Origin of the sequence: Gleimia hominis, assembly GCF_032085515.1 — a bacterium.
In the GTDB taxonomy this organism is placed as follows: domain Bacteria; phylum Actinomycetota; class Actinomycetes; order Actinomycetales; family Actinomycetaceae; genus Gleimia; species Gleimia hominis.
In genome coordinates, this window is sequence record NZ_JASXSX010000003.1 from 29790 (window position 1) to 48303 (window position 18514).

The 18514-nt window shown below is 58.2% G+C and carries 22 protein-coding genes; 3 read left to right on the forward strand and 19 right to left on the reverse strand.

Annotated features, from left to right (window positions below; all coding sequences use genetic code 11):
* From QS713_RS07520 to rpsB, 7 genes are all read right to left on the reverse strand, one after another.
* Nucleotides 1-555: a DivIVA domain-containing protein gene (locus tag QS713_RS07520; RefSeq protein ID WP_313274088.1), complete on the reverse strand. Its 555-nt coding sequence runs from the start codon at nucleotides 553-555 to the stop codon at nucleotides 1-3.
* The gene (rlmN, locus tag QS713_RS07525; RefSeq protein ID WP_313274090.1) at nucleotides 548-1789 is read right to left on the reverse strand and encodes a dual-specificity RNA methyltransferase RlmN; all 1242 of its coding nucleotides are present in this window, start codon (nucleotides 1787-1789) and stop codon (nucleotides 548-550) included. The genes QS713_RS07520 and rlmN overlap by 8 nt, the downstream gene beginning before the upstream one ends.
* Nucleotides 1786-2652: a phosphatidate cytidylyltransferase gene (locus tag QS713_RS07530; protein ID WP_313274091.1), complete on the reverse strand. Its 867-nt coding sequence runs from the start codon at nucleotides 2650-2652 to the stop codon at nucleotides 1786-1788. The genes rlmN and QS713_RS07530 overlap by 4 nt, the downstream gene beginning before the upstream one ends.
* 16 nt (nucleotides 2653-2668) lie before the next feature.
* A complete protein-coding gene (gene frr / locus QS713_RS07535) occupies nucleotides 2669-3226 on the reverse strand; it encodes a ribosome recycling factor (protein ID WP_313274094.1) in 558 nt (185 codons plus the stop codon).
* On the reverse strand, nucleotides 3223-3969 hold the full coding sequence (pyrH, locus tag QS713_RS07540; protein WP_313274096.1) for a UMP kinase: 747 nt from the start codon (nucleotides 3967-3969) through the stop codon (nucleotides 3223-3225). The genes frr and pyrH overlap by 4 nt, the downstream gene beginning before the upstream one ends.
* A 239-nt stretch (nucleotides 3970-4208) precedes the next feature.
* A complete protein-coding gene (tsf, locus tag QS713_RS07545; protein WP_313274099.1) occupies nucleotides 4209-5039 on the reverse strand; it encodes a translation elongation factor Ts in 831 nt (276 codons plus the stop codon).
* Between the two features lie 33 nt (nucleotides 5040-5072).
* The gene (rpsB, locus tag QS713_RS07550) at nucleotides 5073-6020 is read right to left on the reverse strand and encodes a 30S ribosomal protein S2 (protein ID WP_313274100.1); all 948 of its coding nucleotides are present in this window, start codon (nucleotides 6018-6020) and stop codon (nucleotides 5073-5075) included.
* Nucleotides 6021-6432: 412 nt separating this feature from the next.
* On the opposite strand from rpsB, the gene QS713_RS07555 reads away from it, so the two are divergent.
* The gene (locus QS713_RS07555) at nucleotides 6433-7080 is read left to right on the forward strand and encodes a M23 family metallopeptidase (protein WP_313274103.1); all 648 of its coding nucleotides are present in this window, start codon (nucleotides 6433-6435) and stop codon (nucleotides 7078-7080) included.
* A gap of 137 nt (nucleotides 7081-7217) precedes the next feature.
* Here the strand turns inward: QS713_RS07555 and QS713_RS07560 are convergent, their stop codons facing one another.
* Nucleotides 7218-8117, reverse strand: a complete 900-nt coding sequence (locus QS713_RS07560) for a tyrosine recombinase XerC (protein WP_313274105.1) — start codon at nucleotides 8115-8117, stop codon at nucleotides 7218-7220.
* Nucleotides 8118-8197: 80 nt separating this feature from the next.
* Between QS713_RS07560 and QS713_RS07565 the strand changes: the two genes are divergently transcribed.
* The gene (locus tag QS713_RS07565; protein ID WP_102217240.1) at nucleotides 8198-8872 is read left to right on the forward strand and encodes a metal-dependent transcriptional regulator; all 675 of its coding nucleotides are present in this window, start codon (nucleotides 8198-8200) and stop codon (nucleotides 8870-8872) included.
* Between the two features lie 26 nt (nucleotides 8873-8898).
* Here the strand turns inward: QS713_RS07565 and dprA are convergent, their stop codons facing one another.
* From dprA to rpsP, 11 genes are all read right to left on the reverse strand, one after another.
* Nucleotides 8899-10056 carry a DNA-processing protein DprA gene (gene dprA, locus QS713_RS07570; RefSeq protein WP_313274107.1) on the reverse strand — a complete coding sequence of 386 codons (1158 nt, stop codon included), beginning with the start codon at nucleotides 10054-10056 and terminating at the stop codon, nucleotides 8899-8901.
* A complete protein-coding gene (locus QS713_RS07575; protein ID WP_313274109.1) occupies nucleotides 10053-11594 on the reverse strand; it encodes a YifB family Mg chelatase-like AAA ATPase in 1542 nt (513 codons plus the stop codon). Before QS713_RS07575 ends, dprA begins: the two co-directional genes overlap by 4 nt.
* Entirely contained in the window at nucleotides 11591-11947 is a 357-nt protein-coding gene (locus tag QS713_RS07580) for a YraN family protein (protein ID WP_313274111.1), read from the reverse strand. The genes QS713_RS07575 and QS713_RS07580 overlap by 4 nt, the downstream gene beginning before the upstream one ends.
* A gap of 217 nt (nucleotides 11948-12164) precedes the next feature.
* Nucleotides 12165-12464 (reverse strand): DUF2469 domain-containing protein, encoded by a 300-nt coding sequence (locus QS713_RS07585; RefSeq protein WP_313274112.1) that lies wholly within the window; start codon nucleotides 12462-12464, stop codon nucleotides 12165-12167.
* 87 nt (nucleotides 12465-12551) lie between these two features.
* On the reverse strand, nucleotides 12552-13205 hold the full coding sequence (gene rnhB / locus QS713_RS07590; protein WP_313274115.1) for a ribonuclease HII: 654 nt from the start codon (nucleotides 13203-13205) through the stop codon (nucleotides 12552-12554).
* Entirely contained in the window at nucleotides 13202-13933 is a 732-nt protein-coding gene (gene lepB, locus QS713_RS07595) for a signal peptidase I (RefSeq protein ID WP_313274117.1), read from the reverse strand. Before lepB ends, rnhB begins: the two co-directional genes overlap by 4 nt.
* A 171-nt stretch (nucleotides 13934-14104) precedes the next feature.
* The gene (gene rplS / locus QS713_RS07600; protein ID WP_102217276.1) at nucleotides 14105-14446 is read right to left on the reverse strand and encodes a 50S ribosomal protein L19; all 342 of its coding nucleotides are present in this window, start codon (nucleotides 14444-14446) and stop codon (nucleotides 14105-14107) included.
* 194 nt (nucleotides 14447-14640) lie between these two features.
* Nucleotides 14641-15957 carry a tRNA (guanosine(37)-N1)-methyltransferase TrmD gene (trmD, locus tag QS713_RS07605; RefSeq protein WP_313274118.1) on the reverse strand — a complete coding sequence of 439 codons (1317 nt, stop codon included), beginning with the start codon at nucleotides 15955-15957 and terminating at the stop codon, nucleotides 14641-14643.
* An 11-nt stretch (nucleotides 15958-15968) separates the two neighbouring features.
* Complete coding sequence (gene rimM / locus QS713_RS07610) at nucleotides 15969-16478, reverse strand: ribosome maturation factor RimM (protein WP_313274119.1); 510 nt, start codon at nucleotides 16476-16478, stop codon at nucleotides 15969-15971.
* A gap of 73 nt (nucleotides 16479-16551) precedes the next feature.
* On the reverse strand, nucleotides 16552-16791 hold the full coding sequence (locus tag QS713_RS07615; protein ID WP_102217231.1) for an RNA-binding protein: 240 nt from the start codon (nucleotides 16789-16791) through the stop codon (nucleotides 16552-16554).
* Nucleotides 16791-17267 (reverse strand): 30S ribosomal protein S16, encoded by a 477-nt coding sequence (rpsP, locus tag QS713_RS07620; protein ID WP_313274121.1) that lies wholly within the window; start codon nucleotides 17265-17267, stop codon nucleotides 16791-16793. Before rpsP ends, QS713_RS07615 begins: the two co-directional genes overlap by 1 nt.
* Nucleotides 17268-17489: 222 nt before the next feature.
* On the opposite strand from rpsP, the gene QS713_RS07625 reads away from it, so the two are divergent.
* Nucleotides 17490-18473, forward strand: coding sequence for an inositol monophosphatase family protein (locus QS713_RS07625; protein WP_313274123.1), 984 nt, complete (start codon nucleotides 17490-17492; stop codon nucleotides 18471-18473).
* Nucleotides 18474-18514: the final 41 nt, after the last annotated feature.

Consider the following 18514-nt stretch of genomic DNA (forward strand, 5'->3'; position numbering starts at 1 on the left):
TCACTCCACCGCCAGCAAAATCTCAATCACTCGCGAAAGATACGCGTCAACTGGGCCTTCCAGGTACGCTTCCGCACCTTTCGCAGCTTTGAACGTGAGGTGGCGAACCTCCTCGGCGGTAAGCGTGTCTTCGTCGTCAAAGAACCGGCCCAGACGATCCAGAAAATCATCCACCTGCAAACTGTCATACCCCTGCTTACCTTTCGCGGGGTGCGCAAACCTCTCCCCCACGGGACGAACCAAACGCGGGTACAGAGTCGTTGCCCGATCCGCAACGTGGTTCAGCCACGCCTGCTCCCCGTTCACCGCCACGTGATCCGCCCTGTCACGGGTTACGAACGCGCCTTCCATGCGGTCTAGCGCCGCATCCACCGCAGCTGGGTCGTACCCACCGCGACGCATCGGGAACGCGGCATTGCGCACGTGTTCAGACGTAAAATCCGACAGTTGACGGTTCTGCTCATAGGCTTCGCGAGCTTTTTCGAAGAAGCTATTTACCGCATCTTGGTCGTATCCCTTTTGGAAGAACTTCGTTGATGGGAAGAAGTCAGTCATGCGTTTTTTCCTCTTCTTTCGCGACTTTAGTTGCGAGTTGACCACACGCGCCGTCAATATCTGATCCACGTGTATCACGAATTGTTGTGGAAATCCCTGCGCCGCGCAGCACGCTCACGAATTCCTCCTGCGCCGCCCTCGTGGAGGCAGTCCAGATGGATCCCGGCGTTGGGTTCAGCGGAATAGGGTTCACGTGCGCCCACCCGTGTCCGCGGGCGTTGAGTTGATCCGCCAGCAGCTGCGCGCGCCACGGGTGATCGTTCATGTCCCTAATTAGCGCGTATTCAATCGACACGCGCCGGCCCGTTTTCACAAAGTATTCCCGGGCCGCGTCCAGCAGTTCCCCCACTTTCCAACGGGAATTAATTGGGATGAGGGGGTCTCTAAGCTCATCATCCGGTGCGTGCAATGACACGGCGAGCGTCACCGGGTACCCCAGTGCAGCAAGTTTCTTTATGCCGGGGACAAGCCCAACAGTTGAGACCGTGACGTTCCGAGCCGACAGCCCGAAGCCGTTCGGTGGCTCTTCAATCAGCCCTTTCAGCACGTTCTTGAGGGCACCGAAGTTCGCTAACGGCTCACCCATCCCCATGAACACCACGTTCGTTAACCGGGTTGCCCCACCCGCCAGGTCACCGCGTTCACACGCTTTGGCCGCTAACCGCACCTGTTCGAGGATTTCCGCGGCCGACAGGTTACGCGTAAGCCCCATCTGCCCTGTTGCGCAAAACGGGCAGCCCATTCCGCACCCGGCTTGCGAGGAGATACACAGCGTGGTGCGTTTGGGATAACGCATGAGCACCGACTCCACGCGCGCACCGTCAAACAGTGACCACAGGTGTTTCAACGTGTAGCCACCATCCGCTTTTTGCGTTGTCACGTGTTCCACTAACTGCGGCAGAAAACCCTCGCGCAACGGCGCACGCAGCTGCTGGGGAATATCCGACATGAGCTCCGGATTCGCTTCAAAATGCGTGAAGTACTGCCGGGACAGCTGATCGGCCCGGAACCCGGGGATCCCCATTTCTTTGAGAGCCTGCTTGCGTGCCTCCATCGTCAGGTCCACCATGTGCGCCGGTGCTTTACCCCGGCGTTTGGGACGCATCGACACGCGGGCCCGCGCATCTTTAGAGCGCGCCCCCTCAGGCAACTGGTCGGTAGGCATCACTTGCCGCGCGCTTCGCGCGTGCCGGGAACGAACGGGCTGATGCAACGCGGGTCTTTGCGGGCTCATAGCATAACCTCCATCAAAACGTAGAACACGGGGGCCACCATTAATAGGGAATCGAGCCGGTCCATCACCCCACCGTGGCCAGGAAGCAGGTTCGACATGTCCTTCAGCCCCAGGTCACGTTTGAGCAGTGATTCCGTTAAATCCCCAACGGTGGCCGCGATTGTGGTTAACACGGCCGCAACCGGCCCCCACCACCAGCCGACACCGAGCCACGCGAACCCGATTGCCCCCACAATCATGGACAGGCCAATGGAACCGGCGAAACCTTCCCAAGATTTCTTTGGTGACACAGTGGGCGCCATCGGATGTTTGCCCATCAGCACGCCCGCAGCCCATCCACCCAGGTCGTTAGCGACCGTGAGGAGGACGAACACGATCACCGCGCGCGCCCCCAGCGGCATGTCGCGAACCAGAACTGCGCACGCCCCCAGCAGGGGCACGTACGCGAGCACGAAACCGCTGGCAATAATCTCATTGAGCAGTGTGGATCCCTCAACGTGATCGAGCAGCCGCCACACTACACACGCCAGCAGCGTCATGCACAGCGCCGCGAGTGTCGCCCCCAGCCCGAGGTGCCGGGCGCAAACCAGCATGCCGAGCCCGCCAACCCACAGGGGGATGAGGGGAATCCGCACATCCTTGCGGGCGAAAGCACCCGCTAGCTCCCACAGTGCGACCACGACGAGCAGGCACACGAGCGCCATGAACGTGTGCGCGGAAACGAGGATGGCAGCCAGTGCCACCGCCCCCAAAGTTACACCCACTCCGATGGCGGCAGGCAGGTTCCGCCCGGCGCGCCCAGACGCGGGAAGTGGCTGCTTATTCTGCGTTGGAGGCGGATTAATTATCGTTGAAAGATTCAAAGTAATACGTCCGCCTCTAGACGGTCATCAGATCCTTTTCTTTAGCTTCAAGTTCCGCATCGATCTGGTCAACGTACTTCTTCGTGAGCGTTTCCAGATCTTTTTCTGCCCGGTCTACTTCGTCTTCCCCGGCCTCACCGTCTTTTTTGATGCGGTCGAGTTCTTCTTTTGCTTTCCGCCGATCGTTCCGCACCGAAATGCGGCCTTCTTCAGCTCGTGACCGCGCCTGTTTTACGTATTCTTTCCGGCGTTCTTCCGTGAGGGCCGGGAGGTTACAGCGGATCACGTTGCCGTCGTCGGTGGGGTTAACCCCCAGGTCTGCATCCCGGATTGCGGCAATGATTTCTTGTACCGCGTTGCGGTCGTAGGGGGAAATGAGCACCATCCGCGCCTCAGGAATCTGGATAGACGCGAGCTGTTGCAGGGGCGTTGGGGCACCGTAGTAGTCAACCAGGATTGAGTTGAACATGTCTGGGTTTGCCCGCCCGGTTCGAATATTACCAAACTCACGCTTTGTTGCGGACACGGCCTTTTCCATACCGTCTTCCGCACTCAACAAGACATCTTTGATCATTTTGTGTGTCCTTCCGTTACACCGTTTGTTACCAGGGTACCTATCTTCTCACCCAACAGCGCTGCCGTGACATTCCCCGGTTCCGACATGCCAAATACGCGCATGGTTAAGTTGTTGTCTTTACACAGTGCGAATGCGGTTGCGTCCACTACCTTGAGGCCCTGCGCGAGTGCTTGCGAATACGTTAGCGTGTCGAGTTTTTCCGCATCGGGGTTCACTTTCGGATCGGCGGTGTACACGCCGTCCACCCCCTTTTTTCCAACGAGGAGTTCAGTGCACCGCGTTTCTAACGCCCGCTGGGCCGCCACGGTATCTGTGGAGAAGTACGGTAGGCCAGCGCCCGCTCCGAATACGACTACGCGGCCTTTTTCGAGGTGGCGGATAGCCCGCAGTGGAATGTAAGGTTCCGCTACTTGCCGCATCGAGATCGCTGATTGCACGCGCGTGGTCACGCCTGCTTGCTCCAGGAAGTCTTGGAGCGCGAGCGCGTTCATTACCGTGCCGAGCATCCCCATGTAGTCCGCGCGGGAGCGGTCTAAACCGTATTTAGATAATTGCGCGCCTCGGAAGAAGTTTCCGCCCCCAACGACGACCGCTACCTGCACCCCCTGTTTAACTGCGGTGGCTATTTGTGTGGCCACCGAGCGCACGACGTTCGGGTCTAGGCCGATTTTGCCTCCACCAAACACTTCGCCCGATAGTTTCATTAGCACGCGCCGTGGCGCAGTAGCATCGTGTGGCATGCCGTTCCCCTCCTGCAACGGGATAACTTACGTACGAGATTCCTTCACCATGTTACCTGCCCGCTTCCGTTCGCGGACACAACCATGGCCTTGCCTTGAATAATCAGGGCAAGGCCACAGTGGTTTATTTAGTTTCAGGCACTTACGTGCCCCGGTAGGTGCGCTAAGTTACTACCTCAGGCACCCACCTGGCCGCGTTAGGCTCCAAGTTGGAGGCGTTACGTCCCAACCTGGACTCGTTAAGCTCCCACCTGGACGCGGGCGAATCCGGTTACGTCACCGCCGACCTCTTTGAGCACCTGGCCCACAGTCTTCGAAGGATCCTTAGCGAAGTCTTGGTCGACCAAGCAGTTCTCTTTGTAGAACGCGTTCAGGCGGCCCTCAACAATTTTCGGCACGATTTTCTCTGGCTTGCCTTCACCCAGCGTGATTTTCGTGAGGGTCTCCCGCTCGTGCTCCACCACGTCGGCGGGCACCGTGTCCTCAGAAATGTAGTCGGGTGAGAACGCTGCGATGTGCATCGCGATGTCGCGTGCCACGCCCTCTCCGGCCTGGTTGGTGGCAACGAGAACCGCTACTTGCGCCGGCAGGTCCGCTGACGTCTGGTGCAGGTACAGGGACATGGCTTCGCCTTCTAGGCGCACCACGTTCCGCACCTCCACCTTTTCCCCCACTACGGCACCCATGTTTTTCACCAGGTCCGAAACTTTCTCGTCCCCAGCGGGTGCTTCGAGGGCCTCTTCAACGTTAGTTGCGTTCGCAGCAACCGCAGCTTCGAGGACCTTGTTTGCAAAGTCAACGAACTTATCGGTCTTGGCAACGAAGTCCGTCTCGGAGTTAACCTCAACGACAACGCCAACTTTGCCATCAACGATTTTCCCGGCCACGAGCCCGGCGGAAGCGGTGCGGCCTTCGCGTTTGGACAGTGATTTCAGGCCCGACAGGCGGATGATTTCGAGTGCTTTCTCTTTGTCCCCATCAGCCTCAGAGAGGGCATTCTTAACGTCCATCATGCCGGCGCCGGTCTGCTCACGCAGGGCTTTAACGTCGGCAGCTGTAAAGTTTGCCATGTTTCTTCCTTCAGTAAGAGTAGTTGGTTGAACTTACTTTTCTTCTGCTTTTGACTCGTCTTTGGAGTCAGCTTCTTTCACAGTCTCAGCGTCCGCTGCTTCTGCCTTCGGCTGCTCGGCTTTATCTGCCTTAGGTTCGGCAGCTGCTTCGTCTGCCTTGGGTTCACTGTCGGACTTTCCAGCGGACTTGGCTGACGCATCTTTACCAGGGGTCTCGCCCTCCAGCAGTTCGCGTTCCCACTCCGCCATCGGCTCAGCCTGTGCCTCACCATCTTTCTTCTGACGACGCTGTGAGCGTTCCAGCAGGCCCGCTGCAACCGCATCCGCAACCACGCGGGTCAGTACGGAGACGGCACCGATTGCGTCATCGTTACCGGGAATGCCGTATTCAACATCATCCGGATCGCAGTTGGTGTCGAGGATAGCTACCACTGGGATCCCCAGTTTCTTCGCCTCCGCAATCGCCAGGTGCTCTTTGTTCGTGTCCACTACCCACAGTGCGGACGGGAGCTTCGCCATGTCCCGAATCCCACCCAGGGAGCGTTCGAGCTTCTCTTTCTCGCGACGCATCATGAGCAGTTCCTTCTTGGTGCGACCCGAAGAAGCGACGTCGTCAAAGTCGATCTCTTCCAGTTCTTTCATGCGCTGCACGCGCTTAGCTACGGTCTGGAAGTTGGTGAGCATACCGCCGAGCCAACGGTGGTTCACGTACGGCATGCCGACGCGTTGAGCCTGCTCCTCAACGCTTTCTTGCGCCTGCTTCTTGGTACCAATGAAGAGGATGTTGCCGTTGTGCGCAACCGTTTCTTTAACGTATTCGAATGCGCGGTCAATATCCGCGATGGTTTGCTGCAGGTCAATGATGTAGATGCCGTTGCGTTCCGTGAGGATGAAACGCTTCATCTTCGGGTTCCAACGACGGGTCTGGTGACCAAAGTGGACGCCGCTTTCGAGAAGCTGACGCATGGTAACAACTGCCATGGTTGTTCCTTCCGGTGCGAGTGCACCAATCGGCCGCATAATGCGGGTAATTTCAGTTCTTTTATAGCCCTTGAGGGCCCCTAGCGTTCTGACCGGACGCACCCAACCTAACGGTTAGGACTGTGGCGTCCGCGCCCCACTTCACGAGCCGCCTACTTAGCTGACGCACCAGTGTGGTCCGCCCTAGTAGGGGTGTGACAGCGGTGAAGAACGCGCGTTAGTCGCCGCTCATGACCATTTGGACACAAACGGCGCCGCGTTTATTGTACGCCACAGGGCGCAGACGGTAAAGGAACGGGTTGGTACGCCCGCTCACACAAACCGGTGGATGGGATTTATCCACCGCTGTTTTTACACACAACCGCGCGGACACACCGCGTTCACGTGCAGTTTGTACCGTAGATTCAACACCATGCTTCATTTACATCGGCCGCTTCCTCATTCACTGCGTTTCGCCGCGTTCTCCTCACGGGCGTTGATCCGCAGTATTGCCTTAGTTGTAGCGCTAGCCCTGTGTACTGGTGCCAACTTTGTTTCAAGCAGTGCAAACCGCGAAACAGCCGAGTGGGTATCCACCGGTTTATCAAATACCGGTGAAGCTGCAGACGAAGGCCCTGGCGCCACTCGGGCTCACCCCCGCATCAAAGCCAGTGGGCGCTGGATTCCACCGGTTCCCCGTCCATTGAACGTTGGCAGGCGGTTTGATCCACCGGCTAAACGTTGGCTGCCCGGGCACCGCGGCGTAGATTTGTGTCCCCCAGTGGGCACTGCGGTACGTGCCCCACGCGCAGGCCGCGTAGTGTATGCCGCTGACCTAGCCGGAAGGCCCGTCATTTCAATTGAACATGAGGACGGTTTACACTCCACCCTCGAACCCGTGGAAGCAACCGTTTCCAAAGGGCAAACAGTAGAACAAGGCACCGTGGTGGGCACACTAGTTAGCGGACACGACAACGATTGCTTGCATTTTGGTGTGCGCAAGGACAAAGATACCTACTTAGATCCCCTCTTGCTGATAAACCCCAGAGCAGTTTTAAAACCCTGGGACGCCCCGGCTTAAACCGCGAACCGGCAGAAGCAGAAACCAACTCTCTCGCGCACCTAGATTATCTTCGGGGCAGCTGCGTTTACGCACGAGGAGTTTCTTGGAGCCGGCCGCGATTACGCACGAGGAGTTTCTTGGGCCCGTGGCTGGGCTTACGCACGCGGATGAGCTTGACGCATGATGCGAGTAAGACGCGCCGCATCCACATGCGTGTAACGCTGCGTCGTCTGCAACGACGCGTGCCCCAGCAGATCCTGCACCGACCGCAGATCCGCTCCCCCCTCGAGCATGTGTGTAGCAGCGCAGTGACGTAAACCGTGTGGAGAAATGGTTGGCACACCCGCTCCCGCACACGCGCGCTCCAACCGAGCCCGCACTGTCCGCTGGTTAATCCGCCTTCCTCTAACCCCCAAGAAAAACGCCTGCCCCGACTTCTCACTCGCTAACTGACCGCGCCCCACCTCAATCCACTGACGCATCGCTTCGTGAGCCGGTAAACCATACGGAACTACCCGTTCCTTATTTCCCTTCCCCAACACTCTTAACGTATGCGCCGAAGCGTCCAAACTGGTCAAATCAAGCCCAGTAAGTTCCGCCACCCGCATTCCCGTTGAATATAAGACCTCAAAAATCGCCCAGTCCCGCATCTGCTGCGGATCATCCTCCGCTTGCACCTTCACCCACCGCAAAAGCCGATTAGTTTGCTTCACATTCAACGTTGCCGGCAGGTTCTGACTAACCTTAGTCCCCGTGAGTTTCAACGCGGGATCCACCGCGATAAAACCTTCTTTTTTCGCCCAAGCACCAAAGAGCCTAACGGTAGCGATGTAACGAGCCAGGGACGTCCGAGCTGCCCCCTCCCGCACCCGGCCGGCGAGCCAACCCCTCAACGCTCGATAGGTGAAAGCTGCCGCCTGGAAGTTCCCATTGGGGTAAATCCAACTGAGGCAATCCCGCAGATCAGTTTCATACGCTCGGACTGAGTGTTTGCTAAAACCGCGCGTGTACTGCAAGTAGCGGCCGAAATCCTCCAGCAACTTTTCTTGGTCCACGTGATCGCCCTTTCGAAACACTTAATTGTACACCGCAAATAAAACAGGACGGCATGACTATTCGTTGATATTCTGCCTATATGAGTAATGCAAAACTATCCCACTCCGCCGAAGATTACCTGAAGATCATTTGGAAACTAAAAGAGTGGTCTGACCAGCCAGTTAGCACCACACTCCTATCGGAAACCTCAGGAATGCGGGCATCAACCGTGTCAGACGCAGTGAAGAGGCTCACCGCCAGCGGTCTAGTGAAACACGCTCCGTATTCATCTATTGCGCTCACCCCCAAAGGCCGTAAGATCGCGATCGCCATGGTCCGCCGCCACCGGATTATCGAAACGTTCCTGGTATCCCACATGGGCTACCGGTGGGACGAAGTTGACGACGAGGCAGAACATTTAGAGCACGCCGCATCCGACAAGCTCATTGACCGCATGGAAGAGATGCTGGACTACCCCACGCGGGACCCCCACGGTGATCCAATTCCAGATCGGGACGGCAATATTGCGCAGTTGGATGCGAAACCGTTGACCGAAGCCCCGAAAGATGTGGAGCTGAAAGTGGAGCGGATCAGTGACTCAGATCCGAAGTTCCTGCGGTTCCTCAAAGAAAACGACATCCACATTGGATCAACCTTCCAGTCGATTCCAGCAGGTGAGTTCTCAGAAAACGTTCTTATCCGACTACCGAAAACACAGAACCCGATTCCAGTTGGGAAATCGAGCGCACAGCTCATCTGGGTTTCACACAGTTAAACTCGCCCCTCTCCCAGTCGGCGAGTCTAAGAGCGCGCATACACCCCATTACCACCGCGGCACTGCCCAGCCAACACCAAAGCCGCTAGTGCAGGCAGTACTTCTTGCATAGATAAACCAGCTTCACAAGCAACATTATCGGCAGATGCCCAACCGCGGCGGGGAAGCGCATCCCACACTCGCTGCTGGGCATCAGACAAGTTTGTTGGCGCGCACTGCTTACTCTCCCCCGCCGACTTAGCTGGCAAAGTCAACTCCAACTGCGTCCCAATCGGATCCACCAGCTCACAGATCTGCTGAGCACTCACCACCAGGGATGCGCCGTTGCGGATCGCCTCGTGACAGCCCGCAGACTGACTCGAAAACACAGAGCCCGGTACCGCGCCCACAGCCCGGCCCAGTTCTAGAGCCCGGTTCAACGTAGCCAACGCACCCGACCGGTACCCCGCCTCAACAACGATAGTGGCTGAACAGTAGGCAGCAATCAACCTGTTTCTTGCTAAAAACCGCCAGCGAGCCGGACGCGAAAACGGGCTGCCCTCTGAAATGATCGCGCCCGTTTCCATGATTGAAGAAAACAGTTCCTCATTAGAACGCGGGTAAAGATTACACACCCCACCAGCCATAACCGCTACCGTGTGCCCACCTCGCACCGCACCGGCGTGGGCCGCAGTATCAATGCCCAGCGCACCTCCAGAAACCACGGTCTTACCCGCGCGGGCAAGTTCCCACGCGAAATCCCGCGCTAACTCACGCCCGTAATGCGTGCAGGCACGCGCACCCACCAGTGCCACTCGCATCTGCCGCTTCAACTGCCCACGTATCCACAGGGCATGCGGCGCAGCATTACCCAAATCGTTGAACTCCACCGGCCAATTTGGGTGCCCCCGGTAGATTACACTGCCACCAACCCGGTCGATTGCTTCCAAGTCCCGCTCTACGTTCAACTTCTGTAGTCGCGGTAGCCACCGGGCTAGAGCTCGCACCCACGGCCGCTCTTGCCCTGACTCGTCACAGATCAGCGTGCTGGGAAGCGAATCCGCTGCGGGTTTACTCAGTACCCATTCCAGTGCCTCCGCCGCGCCGAGCGCATCTACCAGTATTCCGGCGGACTCATCACCGGGCTCTACGAGTGCGCTCCACGCACACGCCACCTGCTTCGGATCCGCGTAATCAATACTCACGATTCTTCCCCATTTCGATAGTTCAACGCCGCATAAACATCTTCCAAACGCACATCTCTGCCAGCCACGTCCGCGTGAGTGAGCGCTAACCGCAACACCCGATCCGCGCCGCGCAAAGAAATCCGTCCGCGGCTGAGTGCCGTTTCGATTGGATCGATCACCCCAAAGTCTGAACAAACCTGGCGCACCACGCTAGAACTCGCGTGCGCATTCATAGACCACGGATAGGTGCGCCACCTATGAGCACTGCGCTCACGAGCCGCCACCACCATTTCGCGCGCCCGCGCGCTCGACCACTCAGGAGGTTCGGACAAAGCCGCGGCGGACGGGGCAGTCACATTAATCTGAATATCCACTCGGTCCATCAAAGGTCCAGACAGCCGCGCCGCATACCGACGCAACTGTATCGACGAGCAAGTGCAGGCCCGCTGGCGGGAGTTTCGAAATCCACACGGACACGGATTCGTGGCCATCACCAGTTGAAACCGAGCTGGGAAGCGAACAATCTCGCGCGCCCGGTGAATCATCACCACCCCGCTTTCCAGAGGTTGACGTAACGCGTCCAACACTCGCACCGGGAACTCAGCGGCCTCATCTAAAAAAAGGACTCCGCCGTGAGCCAAGGAAACCGCCCCGGGCATGGGCATTCCCGCCCCTCCACCAATTAGTGCCACCATGGTGGCGCTATGGTGCGGACTTTGAATCGGGGGCCTTACAATCAACCCGTTTGCGGCGGAGAACTTACCGGCAATCGAGTGAACAGCCGTGACCTCCACCGAATCCTCAGCGGACAAATCCGGCAAAAACGTTGGGAGCCGCCGGGCAATCATGGTTTTCCCAGCTCCCGGTTCCCCATTCATCACCAGATGATGCCCACCCGATGCCGCCAGGATCATGCCCCGAACCGCATAGTTCTGCCCCCGAACCTCACTTAAATCCAAATTCTCATCTTCGGTATCCGCAGGGCTTTCACTCACTGTTTCTTGAGGCACTACCGGTAGCCCCGCGGGGAGGGTACCCCCAAAATCAGATACTAAATCACGCAAATGCGAATACGCCCGCACTCGGATTCCCGGTACCAGTGAAGCTTCGTCAAGCGACTCACGCGCCACCACGAGCGTGGTGTAACCAGCTTTTCTAGCAGCCAGAGCGGCAATCAAGACGGCACGCGCGGGGCGCAGCGAACCATCTAAACCGAGTTCAGCAACAAACACACAGTTTTCGATGGCTGCTGCCTTCACCCGCCCCCGAGCCGCCAGCATTCCCACCGCGATCGCTAAATCAAACGCGGCTCCCGCCTTAGGCAGTGACGCTGGGGAGAGGTTTACAGTAATCCGCTTCTGCACCCACGCCAGGCCGCACGACTGCACCGCTGCCCGCACCCGATCGCGCGCTTCTTTGATGGAAGTGTCGGGCAGCCCCACCAGGTGAAAGCCAGGCACACCACTCGCCAAATGGGTTTCTACCGTTACGACATGGCCCTGGGTACCGCGGAACGCGCAACCGTGGGTTTTAACTAGAATCGCGGGGGAACTCATACGATCCCCCGGTGCAGTTGCAGGTCCGCGCGGCTGCCACGCACGGACACGGTCAGTAGGTCTACGCGGTAACCGCGGTTCACGCCGCGTTCACACCGCCACTGGTGCGCACCGCGATGGAGCCGATTTAGTTTCGCTTCCGTTACGGATTCCAACGCCGTGCCGCAGGTCGAGCCGCGCCGCGTGCGCACCTCCACCACCACCAGTTGCGTACCATCATCCGCCACGATGTCCAGTTCACAGTGCTTACGTTTGTAGTTGCGCTCTAAAATGCGCCAGCCCAACGTATCACGCAAATAGTTAGCTGCCGCGTCCTCTCCGGCTCGACCTAAAGCATAACAGGTTCGTTTCATACCCCCACTATGTCGCAGAGCCGATGGCTGCGGCCCACAGGACCGAGGTGGTTGTGGACAAGCACTTAGCGGCCAACACTGTGGACACTAATTATCCACCAGGCTAGCTATTCACAGGTATGCAAATGATCCATCAGTGTAGACAGGCAAGCACAGTACAGTGCGCAGTGTAACTGTTACTCGCAGCCGCCTCCGGCCGGTGAGCGGCAAACAAAAGTTAGGGAATATCAAGCTCAGATTTAGCCAGTTCCTCAACGTTAATATCTTTAAACGTCATCACCCGCACAGACTTCACAAACCGGGATGAACGGTAAATATCCCACACCCACGCGTCCTGCATCCGCAACTCAAAAAACACGTCCTGGCCCACCGGGTGGATCTGCACATCCACTTCGTTACACAAGTAAAACCGACGTTCGGTCTCCACCACGTATTTGAACAACTTCACGACGTCGCGGTACTCGCGGAACAGTTCAAGCTCACGCGCGTTTTCGTACGATTCAATATCACCGTTCACTGCAAACTCCTCTACACAATCTACGCATCTGTCTAAACGCCCTGCACATTTTTACGCCAGCCCATCGACAAATTTACGCGCCCTACGCTACCCAAGCTTCCACGACAACCGGTGCAACGGAGACGGCCCAAAACTCGCCACCGCGCCGCGATGCGCAGAAGAACCATACCCTTTATTCGAAGCCCAACTGTACCCCGGATCCGGCAACGCTTCCATCAGGTGATCACGCGCCACCTTCGCCACAATCGACGCTGCAGCCACCACCGTACACTCCTGATCCGCCTTAATCCGCGTAACCACCCGTGGATCACCCACGCGCGCAAACCGACGCGGCAAATCCTCGTCCGCAAACAGGTCCGCACGAGGCGTCAACCAATCAACCGAACCGTCCAACAGCACGGTAGACACCGCGGGCACGCCTCGCACGATAACCTCCAATGCCCGCAAACCAGCTAACTGCAACGCCCCCGAAATCCCCACGGCATCCACCTCAGCTGCCGAAGCAAACCCCACTGCGCAGGGCCGCGACCACTGCGCCGCAGCAGCAAAAACTTCCGCGCGGCGCTGCGGCGACAACAGCTTAGAATCGGCTAAACCGGTCGGTGAAACCCCCGTACCGGCGGTTGCCGCGCCCACCGCAACTGGCCCGGCAATCGACCCGCGCCCAACCTCATCCATCCCCACCACAACCGCACCGGGCTGCATTAAAGAACGTTCAAAGTCCGGGGTTGCAAACCTCATTTCTGCTTCGCATTCGGCACACCAGCGAACACCTCATTGTGGTTCGGATCAGACCAATGCGAAACTGGCCACGCAATAAACTTCGCGCGGCCCACCACGTCATTCACGTTCACAAACGGCATCTTCCCATCCTGAAGGTGGACCCGTGAATCCGCAGAATAGTTGCGGTTATCCCCCATCACCCACAAGTGGTTTTCGGGCACCGTAACGTCAAACGGTAAGAGTCGGTTATCCGCCCCCGGCGCCAAGTACGGTTCGGCAACCGATTTCCCATTGACCTCAAGCTGCCCCTGCGCATTACAGCACTTAACCCGGTCACCGGGCAGACCAATCAATCGCTTCACCAGATGCTGAGTTCCCCCAGCTGGCCGCAACCCCACAAACACTAACGCGTCATTGAGGTACTTCGCCGCCCCCTGCTTCTTCTGAGCCGGTGGCAACCACCCCTGCGTATCCGAAAACACAATCACGTCCCCGCGTTCAAGATCAAACACCGCTGGGGTCAGCCGGGAAGTCACCACGTTATCCCCCACCTGCAGGGTATCTTCCATAGAAGAAGAGGGAATCCAAAACGCCTGCATTATGAACGCGCGGATCAACGCGGAGAGCACCAGAGCCACCACAATCACCATGGTGTACTCCCCCAGGGTCCGCCAGCCACTGCGCTTAGCACGCCCCTTGCGCCTACCCACCCGGGTTTCTTCTTGCGCGTTCCCTGTGGCTACCATACTCTTCCTCTCAAACCACCCACATGTTAGCGCCCCGCGCTTACGCGCTGACACGCCCCAGGCCTCAAACAACTCCAGGCCTCAAACGATTCCGGATACGCTAAAGGCCTCAAGCGCATGCTCTTCCACAAGTGAAGAAACACGATCGCCTGAGGCCATTAGTACACTAAACTAGCGCTTCTCGCGAATACGCGCGGCCTTACCGTGCCGATCCCGCAAGTAGTACAGTTTCGCGCGGCGCACGCGCCCACGACGCGTCACCTCAATCGAATCAACCGTAGGTGTGTGCACGGGGAACGTCCGCTCCACCCCCACGCCGAACGACACTTTCCGCACGGTGAAGGTCTCGCGCACGCCCTCGCCCTGACGGCGAATAACCAGGCCTTCGAACACCTGAATACGGGTGCGGTTACCTTCGGTAACCCGCACGTTAACGCGCACGGAATCCCCCGCTTGGAACTGCGGAATGTTGTCCCGCAAGGAAGCTGCGTCTACAGCATCTAGACGTTGCATTTTACTCCCAGACGATTCATGCCACAGGTCATTAACCGTCGCTCGCACAGTTCAACTGTGTTAAGTACTGTTCTGAGGTTAAGTCATCGGTATTGGTATCCCCCTGTGGCAGGTTGTACCACCGGACCTAACTGCACCATTGTGCCACAAACACCCTTCAGGGGCGAAGACCTAACCGGGTGAGGTAACAAATCTCACGCCAAAGCTCGGGCGTACACCACGTCCTGGTTCTCCACGCCCCCAACTAAGAACACGCGTTTACCTATTTTTCGCCACCCGTGGCGCCTGTAAAACTTCTGCGCCCGCCGGTTCCTCACGTGGGTTCCCAACAGTATTCGAGGTCGGGCTGCGTCCACCGGTGCCTGTTCCAAGGCGGTTTCCAGCAGTGCCCCCATAACCCCGGTACCGCGCATGTCCTGGCGGGCGTAGCACTTCGACAAGTACAGCGAAGCCCCCGCCCATAGTTCCGCCGGAACATCCGGCGGGAGCGCCTGTGTCGAGACGATTTCAATCATCGTGTACGCCACTAGCTCACCACGCCACCGGGCCACCATTACCCGGCGCTGCGGATCCTGAATCCACCCACGCACCGCGTCCTCACTCAAATACTCCCGAATATGCCGCTCGCGCGCTTGCGCACTCACTTCGGGCGGACACGCATCCGGGAACGTCTGCGCTGCCAGCTGCGCTAACTGCGGCGCATCATCGAGCTGCGCAGGGGCGAAGGCCACCCGTTCGAACCGCGACCCCGCGTTCCGCATCCACCCGCACGCAGCTAGAACCTCTAGATCATGCACGTTCAGATCCTCTTGCGGAATCTGGTTCAACAAATCCGGCCGCCGAGCCGCAGTTTTCCTCAAAGACTCCTGGCGCCGCCACTGCGCAACCCGCCCGTGGTCTCCACTTTTCAGCACCTCGGGCACCGCGTGGTCGCGCCACTTCTCGGGGCGCGTATACGCGGGGTATTCGAGCAGATTATCTTCGAAAGATTCTTCTTTGAGCGACTCGGGGTTGCCCATGAACCCCTCTCGCAGCCGCGCCACCGCCTCCACCAGCGCCAGCGCCGCCACTTCTCCTCCGTTGAGCACGAAGTCCCCGATAGAGTATTCGAATACCTCCACATCTGTGCAGTTACGATAGTGCTGCGATACGCGCGCGTCTATTCCTTCGTAGCGTCCGCAAGCCACAATAATCTGCCCTGCTCCCGCCAGGTCCCGCACGTGTTCTTGAGTAAGAGGTACCCCAGACGGCGTTGGGATTGCCAACACCCGCCTGGCATCCGTTTCAGTTAGAACCGCATCAATTGCGCGTCCCCACACGTCCGGTTTCATAACCATCCCAGCGCCCCCACCATAGGGGGTGTCATCCACCGTTCGGTGGCGGTCGTGGGTCCACTCCCGCAGGTCGTGCACACGGATTCCAAGCTGGTTTGTGTCCACTGCTTTGCCCATCAGCGACAGCTCCAGCACATTAAAAAAACTGGGGAAGATTGAAATTAAATCAAATTGCATGAGGCCCTAGCTCACTCAAAGTCGTCATCGAACAGGCCGCCCGGCGGTGTGACTCGCACGTACCCCCCGGGCACGTCCACAACCGGCACAATCGCTTCAACAAACGGGACGAGCACGTCACCGCGTTCCGTGCTCACCACTAGGAGGTCTTGAGCCGCGCCAAGTTGCAGATCTTTAACCACCCCCAGTTCTCGCTCCTGACTATCGCACACCGTTAGGCCGCGCAGCTCGTGCGGGTACCAGGCGTTTACTTCCGGCTCCACCTCGTCGGTATCCACCACCAGGTGAACGCCACGTAAAGATTCAGCTGCGTTTCGGTCGCTCACACCCTCAAACCGGACCGCTAAACGGCCTTTGTGAACGCGCACCGTCTGCACAGTCAACGGCCCCGCCGCAGCTGGTTCTGTGCGCAGCTGTGCCCCCGGGTAAATCCGCTTCTCCACCACGTCTGAACGCGTGTCTACCAGCACTTCACCTTTCAATGCGTGTGCTGGACCAACAATCCCAACAGTTACATCCATACTGAAATCCTACTGAAGAATATAAACCGGAGGCGGCGTGGACTCCACGCCGCCTCCGAACGCTGTGCAACTATTAGTCGCGATCCGTGTCAATCACATCGACCCGCACCGGGCCGCGTGTTGACAGTGCGGACATTACTGCGCGCATCGCCCGCGCAGTCCGGCCCGAACGGCCAATAACACGTCCCAGATCATCGGGATTCACCCGAACCTCAAGCAGACGCCCACGACGCATCGAACGCGACGTTACCTCCACATCGTCTGGATGATCCACGATACCGCTAACAATATGTTCCAGAGCATCCGCGAGCATTAGGCTTCCTCAGACTCCTCAGCAAATTCCTCCGCTTCCTCAGCCTTAGCGGCCTCTTCTTCTGCCTTCTTAGCTTCCGCAGCTTCTGCCTCTGCCTTAGCTTTCGCCTCAGCCACAGCAGCCTTGCGTTTAATCGCGTCATCTTCGGCAGCCTGAATAGCTTTTGCCGCAGCTTCCTCATCTGCCGACGCGTACTTGACGTAAGACTTCGGGTTCTCAACCCCCTTGAACGCCGCCCAGTCACCAGTCAACCACAGGAGCTTACGCACCTGGTTTGACGGCTGCGCGCCAACTCCCAGCCAGTACTGCGCCCGATCACCTTTAATGTTGATTGTGGACGGTTGGCGGGTAGGATCGTACGTGCCGATCTCTTCAATTACACGGCCGTCACGCTTCTTGCGTGAATCGACAACAATTACCCGGTAGAACGGAGCATGGACCTTCCCCATGCGCTTCAAACGAATACGAACTGCCACTGGTGTGGTCACTCCTTCGGAATCGAATATTGGATTTACCTAGCTGACGGGGATCACATCGAGCGAGGTGAATCCCAGGACGCGGGGCCCGTCGTCAGAGAGGGGTCCGACGGCTCCGAGTACAACACTTCATTGTGCCAGATTCACCCGCGGTTTCCCAAGTCTTCACACCGATTTCCACCGTCCCCTGGCGTGCGATTCGTCACGTGGGATAATGAACCTATGACTTGTGAAACAATTCCTCTGCAGACCCAACCGCAACTAGACCCCGTCACCGTTGAGCAACAACGTTCCCTCAGCGATAATCAAAACGAAATCGCCCACCAACTTGCTCTAATCGCCCGCGCAACCGCCCGGGCGTGCGGACCGTACCTGCGGTGGGCGCGCCTGCAGGATTTGCGGGTCGATAATAAATCTAGCGAACACGACCCCGTGACGGTACACGACAAGACCGTTGAAACTGCAATCACACAGATTCTTGGCTACTTCCTTCCCGGCTCAAGAGTGCTGGGCGAAGAGCATGGGGAACAACTTCTACCGGGCGGCAAACCCCAGTTACCCGAGCGCATCCAACTGCCCGAACTGGAACCGCACCCGGATGTGCGTTCGCTGGGATCGCGCGTGCGGTGGATTGTGGATCCAATCGATGGGACCGCGAACTTTGCGGCGGGTATGACGTATTTCAACACGTCGATCGCAGCGGAACTCGACGGGCAGGTGGTGGCCGGGGCTATCCACGTGCCCTGCGAGCAAGAAACGTTCTGGGCCAATGCCGAACGCGGTTACTTGGAAAACGAACGCGGTTTCTTTGCCCTGGAATCTTCCGGCCCAACCCGTGAAATTGAGGCGTTGCTACTGACCTACCATCCGATCCTCACGCAGGTGAAAACGCATCCAGAAGTGACGTTTGAGGTTCTTGGCGAGCTCATTGAAACGTGCCGGGCACTGCGCCGCCCCGGTGCGGCCGCTTTGGATTTAGCGAATATTGCGGCCGGCCGCGCGGGCGCGTTCTTCGCCACCTCAGTTAAACCCTGGGACGTTGCCGCCGGATTACACCTGGTTCAGGTCAGTGGGGGCACCAGTTACACCCACCCGATGGGAACGACGACTCCCGCTGGGCTCGGCCCCGGTGTGGTTGCCGCATGTGCAGGTCTTGAAGTTCCGAAACTAAAAAAACTTCTCGACCAGTTGGCGGCGCAGTACTAGTTCGCGCCCCCATTTATTCCCGATCTAGATTAGTGCTCGAG